Annotated in this window: 9 protein-coding genes and 5 tRNA genes; 10 read left to right on the top strand and 4 right to left on the bottom strand. The window is 64.4% G+C overall.

From position 1 onward, the window contains the following. Positions 1 to 186: 186 nt before the first annotated feature. A complete protein-coding gene (gene phoB, locus QM612_RS10835) occupies positions 187 to 888 on the bottom strand; it encodes a phosphate regulon transcriptional regulator PhoB (protein WP_415253899.1) in 702 nt (233 codons plus the stop codon). A gap of 63 nt (positions 889 to 951) precedes the next feature. Further along, a complete protein-coding gene (locus QM612_RS10830) occupies positions 952 to 2,607 on the bottom strand; it encodes a M48 family metalloprotease (RefSeq protein ID WP_415253898.1) in 1,656 nt (551 codons plus the stop codon). A 58-nt stretch (positions 2,608 to 2,665) separates the two neighbouring features. On the opposite strand from QM612_RS10830, the gene grxC reads away from it, so the two are divergent. From grxC to QM612_RS10815, 3 genes are all read left to right on the top strand, one after another. Then, positions 2,666 to 2,992, top strand: a complete 327-nt coding sequence (gene grxC / locus QM612_RS10825) for a glutaredoxin 3 (RefSeq protein WP_415253897.1) — start codon at positions 2,666 to 2,668, stop codon at positions 2,990 to 2,992. A 113-nt stretch (positions 2,993 to 3,105) separates the two neighbouring features. Further along, positions 3,106 to 3,492: a carboxymuconolactone decarboxylase family protein gene (locus QM612_RS10820; RefSeq protein ID WP_415253896.1), complete on the top strand. Its 387-nt coding sequence runs from the start codon at positions 3,106 to 3,108 to the stop codon at positions 3,490 to 3,492. A 186-nt stretch (positions 3,493 to 3,678) separates the two neighbouring features. Continuing rightward, positions 3,679 to 4,683, top strand: coding sequence for an isocitrate dehydrogenase (locus tag QM612_RS10815; RefSeq protein WP_415253895.1), 1,005 nt, complete (start codon positions 3,679 to 3,681; stop codon positions 4,681 to 4,683). A 133-nt stretch (positions 4,684 to 4,816) separates the two neighbouring features. On the opposite strand, the gene QM612_RS10810 is transcribed toward QM612_RS10815, so the two are convergent. Together QM612_RS10810 and QM612_RS10805 are read right to left on the bottom strand one after the other, a co-directional pair. After that, positions 4,817 to 5,581 carry a Bax inhibitor-1/YccA family membrane protein gene (locus QM612_RS10810; protein WP_415253900.1) on the bottom strand — a complete coding sequence of 255 codons (765 nt, stop codon included), beginning with the start codon at positions 5,579 to 5,581 and terminating at the stop codon, positions 4,817 to 4,819. A 111-nt stretch (positions 5,582 to 5,692) separates the two neighbouring features. After that, positions 5,693 to 5,777, bottom strand: a tRNA-Leu gene (locus tag QM612_RS10805). Between the two features lie 141 nt (positions 5,778 to 5,918). Between QM612_RS10805 and QM612_RS10800 the strand changes: the two genes are divergently transcribed. The 7 genes from QM612_RS10800 to clpX all read left to right on the top strand — a co-directional run bounded on the left by QM612_RS10800 (position 5,919) and on the right by clpX (position 9,934). Then, positions 5,919 to 5,995, top strand: a tRNA-Pro gene (locus tag QM612_RS10800). Positions 5,996 to 6,020: 25 nt separating this feature from the next. Continuing rightward, positions 6,021 to 6,097: transfer RNA gene (locus tag QM612_RS10795), tRNA-Arg, on the top strand. Between the two features lie 24 nt (positions 6,098 to 6,121). Further along, positions 6,122 to 6,198 (top strand) — tRNA-His (locus QM612_RS10790). Between the two features lie 70 nt (positions 6,199 to 6,268). Beyond that, positions 6,269 to 6,344 (top strand) — tRNA-Lys (locus QM612_RS10785). A gap of 200 nt (positions 6,345 to 6,544) precedes the next feature. After that, positions 6,545 to 7,834: a trigger factor gene (tig, locus tag QM612_RS10780; RefSeq protein ID WP_415253894.1), complete on the top strand. Its 1,290-nt coding sequence runs from the start codon at positions 6,545 to 6,547 to the stop codon at positions 7,832 to 7,834. Between the two features lie 54 nt (positions 7,835 to 7,888). Further along, positions 7,889 to 8,512 (top strand): ATP-dependent Clp endopeptidase proteolytic subunit ClpP, encoded by a 624-nt coding sequence (gene clpP / locus QM612_RS10775; protein ID WP_415253893.1) that lies wholly within the window; start codon positions 7,889 to 7,891, stop codon positions 8,510 to 8,512. 132 nt (positions 8,513 to 8,644) lie between these two features. Beyond that, positions 8,645 to 9,934 carry an ATP-dependent Clp protease ATP-binding subunit ClpX gene (clpX, locus tag QM612_RS10770; RefSeq protein WP_415253892.1) on the top strand — a complete coding sequence of 430 codons (1,290 nt, stop codon included), beginning with the start codon at positions 8,645 to 8,647 and terminating at the stop codon, positions 9,932 to 9,934. The last annotated feature ends 314 nt before the right edge of the window (positions 9,935 to 10,248 follow it).

Below are 10,248 nucleotides of genomic sequence, written 5' to 3'. Positions count from 1 at the left end.
GGCGGTGGTGGGGTACCCGGGGGGTGGGGGGGGGGGGCTAGTTGGGTTTTTTTCAGACCCCCCCGGGGGGGGGGGGGGTGGTGGGGGGGGCCCCCGCGACCAGCATCATGCATCGAGGCAAGGCATGACCCCACCCCACCCCAACCCTGCAAGCAGGGGAGGGAGACAAGTGCATGCTGCTGCGGCTCATGCCGACGCGGAGAACCGATAACCCGCGCCGCGCACGGTCTGCACCATCGCGTCCAGCCCGTGCGGTTCCAGCGTCTTGCGCAGGCGGCGGATGTGGACATCAACGGTGCGTTCTTCCACATACACGCTGCCGCCCCAGACGTGGTCGAGCAACTGGGTGCGGGTATAGACGCGCTCCGGATGGGTCATGAAGAAATGCAGCAGGCGGTATTCGGTGGGGCCGATCTGTACCGGGGTTGGTGTGCCGTCGGTTTCGGCGAACACGCGATGCGCCGCGCCGTCGATGCGCAGCGCGCCGATCTGCACGCTGCCGTCCTCGTCGTCCCCGCGCGAGCGCCGCAGCACCGCACGGATGCGGGCCAGCAGCTCGCGTGCGGAAAAGGGTTTCACCACATAGTCATCGACGCCGGCTTCCAGCCCGCCAACGCGGTCGTTTTCCTCGCCGCGCGCGGTCAGCATGATGATCGGGATGTCGCGGGTCAGCGCATCCTTGCGCCAGCGCCGCGCCAGTTCCAGCCCGCTGGTGCCGGGCAGCATCCAGTCCAGCAGGATCAGGTCGGGCACGCGCTCGGCGATCCGTTCCTGCGCCTCGCGGGCGTCGCCGGCATGCATGGGTTCGAAATCACCCTTGCGCAGAGCATAGGCGACCATGTCGCGGATCGCGGGTTCGTCATCGACGATCAGGATGCGCTTGAGCATGTGGTTTGGGCAGGCGGCGATGACGCCATTACACGACGATTTTGTGACGATGCGGTGACAGTGTCATCTACCGGTGGCGTCTTCGTCGCGGATGCCCTGCCGGCGCAGTTCCAGCACGATCGGGGTGATCGCGGCGATGCGCGCGTCGATGCGGCTGCGTGCGTAGTAGTCCAGGTCTTCGCGCTTCTTCAGGTTGTTGAGCTGCACCAGCGCCTGTTCCGGGCGACCGCCAAGGTAGGCGGCCTCGGCCCAGGCTTCACCGGCGCGCACCGGGTCGCCGGCGATCTCGTTGGCGCGGGCATAGACCTGCTGGAACGGCAGGTCCTGGTTGCCGGTGCCCAGCAGCGGGCGCAGCAGCGCGACTGCACGCACGCCGGCCTCGCGCGTGTTGCGTTCGCCCAGCAGCTTCGCGTAGCTCAAGACCGCCGCACGGTGGTTGGGCAGGCGCGCCAGCAGGGTTTCCAGGCGCTGGTCGGCCTGCGCGGTCTTGCCGGCTTCGGCTTCGGCTTCGGCCATCGCGATCTGCAGCCACAGGTTGCCTGGATATGCCTCCGCCAGCGGCGTCAGTTCGCGCAGTGCATCCGCGTTTTGTCCTGCCTGATGATGCGCCAGCGCCAGCCCGTAGCGCTGCACTTCATTCAGCGGCTCACGCGCGCGCATCTGCTGGTATTCGCGGATTGCCTGCGCCGGGGTGTTGGCGCTGAGCACGCGCAGGCGTTCGCGTGCCCAGCCGAAGTCGCCGGTCTCGCCGCTGGCGGTGGCGTGCGAAGGCAAGCGCAGCGAAGCCGGCAGCAGTGGATTTGGTGTGTTTGAGGTGCTGCCGGCGTAGTCGGGCTGGCGCAGGAAGGGCTCGCTGCGGGAGGCGTTCGGCGTGGAGACAGTCGCAGTGCCGATGGTGCCGTTCTGGCGCAATTGCTGGGCGCGCTCGCGCGCCTCGCTGATGCGGCTCAGTGTCAGCGGGTGGGTTTGCAGGTAGCCGGGCGTGGCACTGCGCTCGTCGCCCTGGTTCATGCGCACTACCGATTGCAGGGTCTGGAAGAAATCCGCCATGCCTTCCGGGTTGTAGCCGGCGTTCGCCAGCGAGCGGATGCCGATACGGTCGGCTTCGGCTTCGTTGTCGCGGGTGTAGTTGATCTGCCGCTGCTGGATCAGGCCAAGCCCGGTCATCAGCGCGGCGGAGGTGGCATCGTCACTGGAATTGCCGCCGGCCTGCTGGGCCGCGATGATCGCGCCCAGCGTTGCAAGCAGAATCGGCAGGCTGTCGCGCTGCGCACGCTCCACGCCGCGCAGGACGTGTTGTTGGGTGACGTGGGCGATTTCGTGGGCCAGCACGCCGGCCATTTCGTCCTCGCGTTCGGCGGCAAGGATCAGCCCGGCATTCACGCCGATGTAGCCGCCCAGCGTGGCGAAGGCGTTGATCTGGCGCTCGCGCAGCAGGAAGAAGGTGAACGGTTGCTGCGGCCTGTCGCTGGCACCACCCAGGCGCATGCCGACATCGCGCAGCCAGCCGTCCAGCAGCGGGTCGTCCAGGATGTAGCCGGCGTGGCGCAGCTGCGCCAGCGTCATCGCGCCGTATTCGGCCTGCTTGGCCGGGGTCAGGATGCTGCCCGCGGACGAGCCGATATCGGGAAGCCGGCTTTCCTGCGCAATGGCGGCACCGCTGCCGGCGGACAGGGCGAAGGCGAGGGCGGCAGGCAGCAGGCGGCGGACTGGATTCATGCGGTCAGGATGCGGTGTGTGCGGCAATTGGGCGTGAACGGCGCTTGAGCGGCTGGAAATGCGCGGTGTACGGCCCCATATTCGACCAGATTCCACCCCCAATGTTCCGGAGACCGCCGTGAGCGAGCCCAGCGCCCCCGCCATCCTCATCTACAGCACTGCCATCTGCCCGTACTGCGTGGCGGCCAAGAACTTCCTCAAGAGCAAGGGCCGGCAGTGGACGGAAGTCCGCGTTGACCTTGATCCCGCCGAGCGCGAAAAGATGGTCGCGCTGACCAAACGCACCAGCGTGCCGCAGATCTTCATCGGCGATGTCCACGTCGGCGGCTACGACGACATGATGGCCCTGCATCGCGAAGGCAAGCTGGATGAGCTGTTGCGCTAAGGCGGCATGCCGCCTGCAACAGCGAATGACCGGCCAAGGATGGCCGGGCAGGGGTTTGAGGGGTGAAAATGCAGCGCCATGGACGGCAACGAATAACCTTGAGGAAGCTATTGATGAGTAGCACTGAAGATCGCGTCAAGCAGTTCACCGAGTTCCGCCAGCGCATGAACAAGCGCATCCTGGACGAACCCAACCAGGTCGTGCGCCGGTTCTTCGCGCTGGACACCCAGACCTATGCAGCCGGCGCGCTGGACGTGAAGACCAAGGAACTGTGCGGGCTGGTGGCCTCGATGGTGCTGCGCTGCGACGACTGCATCAGCTACCACGTCGCCCAGTGCAAGGATGCCGGCGTCACCCGCGAGGAGATGTTCGAGGCGTTTTCGGTCGGGCTGGTGGTGGGCGGTTCCATCGTCATCCCGCACATGCGCCGCGCGGTGGATTTCCTCGACCAGCTGGAGCAGGGGCAGGCCGCGTCGCCAGCCGCGCACGGCCACGACTGAGCGCCTGCGGCGGTATTCCGACCAAGGTTCGATACCGGGCCGGGCGGCGCTTCGGGCATAATTGCGGCTGAGTGTTTGTCATCCCGGCGCAAGCCGGGATCCAGCCTTTATTGGTCTCTATCCAAAAGCGGGATTCCGGCTTTCGCCGGAATGACGGCTTCGATTTTTTGTCTGGACGCATTGAAAATGACGACGATTACTGTCATCCGCGGCGACGGCATCGGCCCGGAAATCATGGACGCCACCTTGCATGTGCTGGACGCGATGCAGTTGGGCCTTTCCTACGAATTCGCCGACGCCGGCCTTGCAGCGCTGGAAAAGACCGGCGAGCTGCTGCCGGCGGCAACGATGGACTCGATCCGCAAGAACAGGATCGCGCTGAAAAGCCCGCTCACCACGCCGGTTGGCGAAGGCTTCTCCTCGATCAATGTGGAACTGCGCAAGCGCTTTGACCTGTACGCCAACGTGCGCCCGGCCAAGTCGTTCCCCAATACCAAGTCGCGCTTCCCCAGCGGCGTTGACCTCATCACGGTGCGCGAGAACACCGAGGGTGCCTACATCGGCGAAGGGCAGGCCATCACCGAAGACGGCGAAACTGCCACCCTGATGCAGAAGATCACCCGCAAGGGTTCCGAGCGCATCGTCCGCTATGCCTTCGATCTGGCCCGCAACACCGGCCGCAAGAAGGTCACCGTGGTACACAAGGCCAACATCCTCAAGACCACCTCGGGCCTGTTCCTGAAGGTGGCGCGCGAAGTGGCCCAGCAGTATCCCGAGATCGAGTGCAACGAGATGATCGTGGACAACACCTGCATGCAGCTGGTGATGCGCCCCGAGCAGTTCGACGTGATCGTCACCACCAATCTGTTCGGCGACATCATTTCCGACCTGTGCGCGGGTCTGGTTGGTGGGCTTGGCCTCGCGCCGGGTGCCAACATCGGCACCGACGCAGCGATCTTCGAAGCCGTCCACGGCACCGCGCCGGACATCGCAGGCCAGGGCAAGGCCAATCCCTGCGCGCTGCTGCTGGGTGCAGGCCAGATGCTGGATCACCTCGGCATGCCGGAGCAGGCCGCGCGCCTGCGCAATGCCATCATCGCCACGCTGGAAGCGAGGGATTCGCTGACGCCGGATCTGGGCGGCAGCGGCAATACGATGTCGTTTGCGAAGGCGATCATCACGCGCCTGTAATCGCATAGACGGCGAGACCGTCGGGTGATTCGCGCAGCGGCATTTGTAGCAGCCGAGCTTGCTCGGCTGACTTCCTGGAACCAACGAAAAAGGGCGCCAATCGGCGCCCTTTTTCTTCATCCCGCGAACGGGATCAATCGCGCGACTGCAGCTTGCTCAGCAGACGCAGGATTTCCAGATACAGCCACACCAGCGTCACCAGCAGGCCGAACGCCGCGTACCACTCCATGTGCTTCGGCGCACCCTGTTCCACGCCGTTCTCGATGAAGTCGAAGTCCAGCACCAGGTTCAGCGCGGCGATCACCACCACGAAGCCGGAGAAGGCGATGCCCAGCAGGCCGCTTTCGTGGATGAACGGGATCGACTTGCCGAAGAAGCCCAAACCGATGTTGACAAGATAGAGCAGGGCGATGCCGCCGGTGGCTGCCACCACGCCCAGCTTGAAGTTCTCGGTCGCCTTGATCAGGCCACTGCGATACGCCATCAACAGTGCCGCCAGCGTGCCGAAGGTCAGGCCCACGGCCTGCATCACGATGCCCGGGAAGCGCAGTTCGAACATCGCCGACACCGCGCCCAGGAACAGGCCTTCCAGCGCCGCGTACAGCGGTGCGGTGAACGGTGCCCATTCCTTCTTGAAGACGGTGACCAGAGCAACGATGAAACCGCCGATTGCGCCGCCCCAGACATAGGGCATCACCGCGCCGGGGTTGTTTGCGGCGAGCGCCGTGGTGAATTGCGACCAGCTGAACAGTGCGCCCGCCAGCGTGATGACCAGCAACAGTGCGGTCTTGTTGACGGTGCCGTTGAGCGTCATCGCTCCGGCATCACCCTTGACGAGGGTGCCGGAACCAAGGTCGAGGAAGGTACTTTCCTTCAGTGCGGGATTGCCGCTGCGCATCATGGCGTTTGATCCTTCTTGAACGCGGCCGTTGCCGCTTGCGGGGGAGCATACCCCGAGATGGCGATGTTCGCGGCGGGTTCAAGGTCGCCGCTGCATGCGTTCATGTGCTGGTGCGAAAGGCGGGACTCGAACCCGCACGCCTTGCGGCACTGGAACCTAAATCCAGGGCGTCTGCCAATTCCGCCACTTTCGCGCAGCGGCCATTGTAGCCGTGCCACGTGTTTCCAAGCTGCCCGCGTTGACAGCACCGGCCCGCAGCCCGACAATGCCCGGCCTTTCGTCACGCTGGCGCGTCACGGAAGACCTGCAAGCGCAGCGGTGTCGGTTCCATCGGCGGGGTATAGCGCAGTCTGGTAGCGCGCCTGCTTTGGGAGCAGGATGTCGGGGGTTCGAATCCCTCTACCCCGACCACTTCGATGCGACAATTCCGGCCCGGGCGCCCGTAGCTCAACCGGATAGAGCACCGGCCTTCTAAGCCGGTGGTTGCAGGTTCGATTCCTGCCGGGCGCGCCAGTTTGGTCGAAGACGTTTCATGTGGTGGCTGTAGCTCAGTTGGTTAGAGTCCTGGATTGTGATTCCAGTTGTCGGGGGTTCGAGTCCCCTCAGCCACCCCACTTTTGCAAATGCGGATTTGTGAAAGCCAGATTTGCAAAAGCAAGTTCCACCGCTATAATTCCGCTTCTCGGGCCGTTAGCTCAGTTGGTAGAGCAGTTGACTCTTAATCAATAGGTCCAAGGTTCGAATCCTTGACGGCCCACCAATCCCGAGACGCCCGGCCACGAGCCGGGCGTTTTCTTTTGTGCGCTCTTTCGTCGTGATGTGCTGTCAGATGCCCGCAAAAGCTGGCGGGAAGCGCCGGAATCGGCGAAACTAGCGCGTTCCGCGTGGCGGCTGCCGCGCACATGCCATCCCGCAATCGCAAACCGGGTTCGCACGAACCCGCCCAGGAGTCATCGCATCATGCAAGTCTCGGTCGAATCCATCGGCAACCTCGAACGCCGCGTCATCCTCAGCCTGCCTGCCGGCGACGTTGACGATCAGGTGGGTGGCCGCCTGCGCGAGATCGCGCGCACTGCCCGCATCAAGGGCTTCCGTCCGCGCAAGGTGCCGACCAAGGTGGTCGAGCAGCGTTTCGGCGACCAGGTGCGCGCCGAGATCCTCGACGGCCTGCTGCGCCAGGGCATGGATCAGGCCGTGCGCGAGAACGAGTTGCGCGTGGCCGGTGCCCCGCAGATCAGCAAGGACGACGAAGCTGGCGAGGGCGAGCTGAAGTACGTGGCTTCGGTCGAGCTGGTGCCGGACTTCGGCGAGCTGGACATGACCAAGCTGCAGGTCACACGCCACACCTCGGAAGTGCTGGATGCCGACATCGACCGCATGCTGGAGAACCTGCGCCAGCAGCGTGCCAGCTGGACCAAGGTCACCCGCGAAGCCAAGGCCGGTGATCTGGTCAATCTGGAAACCAGCAGCGTCATCGACGGCCAGCGCATGCCGGCCGAAGGCGTGGAGAAGACCAGCACCGTGCTGGGCTCCGGCGCGATGTATCCGGAAGTGGAAACCGCCATCGTCGGCATGCAGCCGGGCGAGGAGAAGACCCTCGACGTGACCTTGCCCGCCGACTGGCACATGCCGCAGTTCGCCGGCAAGACCGTGACCTCGACCTTCAAGCTGTTGGACGTCGCCGAGCGCGTGCTGCCGGAAGCGGACGCTGCCTTCATCCGCAGCTTCGGCGTCAAGAGCGGCGAGATGGAACAGTTCCGCACCGAGATTCGCAGCAACCTGGAGCGCGAGCTCAAGGGCGCGCTGATGAACCGCCTGCGCCGCGAAGTGGGCGAGCAACTGGTCGAAGCCTACAAGGACGTCGAACTGCCACCGCGTCTGGTTGAAAACGAAGCGCGCGCGCTGCATGCCAACGCCGTCGAGCAGGCGCGTCGCCAGGGCCAGCAGGTCGGTGCCGATTTCGAAGCCTTCAAGGAAGCCGGCCGCAAGCGCGTGCTGGTTGGCCTGCTGGTGGGCGAAATCGCCCGTCGCAACGAACTGCGCCTGGAGCCGGCCCGCCTGAACGAAACCATGCGCCTGATCGCCTCCACCTACGAACAGCCGGAACAGGTCATTGCGTTGTACCGCAACGATCCCCAGTTGATGGCTGGGCTGCAGAACCGCGTGATGGAAGAGCAGGTGATCGACTGGATCGCCGAACGTGCGCAGCACACCGAGAAGGCACTGACCTTCCAGGAAGCCATCGGCTGATCCGGTTTTCTGACGCAACCTGTTTTTGAAGCAAACTTTTCCGAGCGAGACCCCATGGATCCGATCAAAGCCCTGAACCTCGTGCCGATGGTGGTCGAACAGACCAGCCGCGGCGAGCGCGCGTACGATATCTATTCGCGCCTGTTGAAGGAGCGGGTGATCTTCCTGGTTGGCGGGATCGATGACCACGTCGCCAACGTGGTCGTTGCACAGATGCTCTTCCTTGAGGCCGAAAATCCCGAAAAGGACATCAGCCTGTACATCAACTCGCCGGGTGGCATCGTCACCGCCGGCATGGCGATCTACGACACCATGCAGTACATCAAGCCGGACGTGAGCACGATCTGCGTCGGGCAGGCCTGCTCGATGGGCGCGGTGCTGCTGGCGGCAGGCGCGGCGGGCAAGCGTTATGCGCTGCCGAACTCGCGGGTGATGATCCACCAGCCGCTGGGCGGCGCGCAGGGGCAGGCCACCGACATTGACATCCAGGCGCGCGAGATCCTCACCATGCGCGAGCGCCTGAACGAGATCCTGGCTCGTCATACCGGCCAGCCGGTCGAGACGATTGCCCGCGACACCGAGCGCGACAACTTCAAGAGCGCCGAAGCCGCCCGTGCCTACGGGCTGGTGGACGAAGTGCTGGCACGCCGCCCCGACGAGTCGATTCAGGCGGGCTGATGCAGTGATGGGCGTCCACGCGGGATGCCCAACTGGCTGATTTCACGATGATTTTCGTCCCCGCTTGGCCCGGCGGGGGCGTATGGTATTCTCGGGCCGAAGCCGCGCAGCGCGGCGAGTGATGAGTGGCGAATGAGCGAAGACCGTCAGGGACGCAACACCGGCGACACCAGCAAGATCCTGTACTGCTCCTTCTGCGGAAAGAGCCAGCACGAGGTACGCAAGCTGATTGCCGGCCCCAGCGTGTTCATCTGCGACGAATGCGTTGAACTCTGCAACGACATCATCCGCGAAGAGCTGGAAGAGAAGGCGCAGTCCGGCCGCAGTTCGCTGCCCAAGCCGCGCGAGATCCTCGAAGTCCTCGACCAGTACGTGATCGGCCAGCAGCGGGCGAAGAAGACGCTCGCGGTCGCGGTCTATAACCACTACAAGCGCATCGAGAGCCGGCAGAAGTCGGACGATATCGAGCTTGCCAAGTCCAACATCCTGCTGGTCGGCCCGACCGGCTCCGGCAAGACGCTGCTGGCGGAAACGCTGGCGCGCATGCTCAACGTGCCGTTCACCATGGCCGATGCGACCACGCTGACCGAAGCCGGCTACGTCGGCGAGGACGTGGAAAACATCATCCAGAAGCTGCTGCAGAAGTGCGACTATGACGTCGAGAAGGCGCAGCAGGGCATCGTCTACATCGACGAAATCGACAAGATCAGCCGCAAGTCCGAAAACCCGTCGATCACCCGCGACGTGTCCGGCGAAGGCGTGCAGCAGGCGCTGTTGAAGCTGATCGAAGGCACCGTCGCCAGCGTGCCGCCGCAGGGCGGGCGCAAGCACCCGCAGCAGGAGTTCCTGCAGGTTGACACCCGCAACATCCTGTTCATCGTCGGCGGCGCGTTTGCCGGCCTCGACAAGGTGATCCAGCAACGCAGCACCGAGGCCGGCGGCATTGGCTTTGGCGCGAAGGTGAAAAGCACCGAGCGCAAGGCTGACGTGGGTCAGGTGCTGGCGAACGTCGAGCCCGAGGATCTCATCAAGTACGGCCTGATCCCGGAGTTCGTCGGTCGCCTGCCGGTGGTCGCCACGCTGGAAGAACTGGATGAGTCGGCGCTGGTAAAAATCCTCACCGAGCCGAAGAACGCCATCACCAAGCAGTTCCGCAAGCTGTTCGAGATGGAAGGCGTGGAGCTGGAAATCCGTCCGGACGCGCTGGCCGCCATCGCCCGCAAGGCGCTCAAGCGCAAGACCGGCGCGCGCGGCCTGCGCACCATCGTGGAATCGGTGCTGCTGGACACGATGTACGAACTGCCGTCGATGGAAAACGTCAGCAAGGTGGTGGTCGATGAATCCGTCATCGAACACAAGTCCGAGCCTTACCTGATCTACCAGAGCGCGCCGCCGCAGGCCAAGGTGGCAGCGGCGGAGTGAACCGCCCGGTGTGTTCGCAATCCGAAGGCCGCCGCAAGGTGGCCTTTGTTTTGGTTCTTCACCGAAGTCCGTGGATTGGCATCAAAAAGGAACGGTAGATCCGGGTGAAGATGTTTGTGTCGAGCAAACGTCCAATCCGGAGCCACCGTTCCCATGTCAGATGGTAAAGCCTGCCTCCCGTTCTGGGAGGGATTTCACGTCGCCGACCTGCAGGACGGCCCCGAACACGTTCACATCACGCTGCAAGCCGACCCTGCGCAGCCGCTGCGATGCGGCGGCTGCCAGCGTTCGGGCCTGCCCGTGCATGAGTATTG

Source organism: Thermomonas sp., assembly GCF_047606765.1.
Lineage (GTDB): Bacteria > Pseudomonadota > Gammaproteobacteria > Xanthomonadales > Xanthomonadaceae > Thermomonas.
This window is presented reverse-complemented; position numbering and strand designations above follow the sequence as displayed.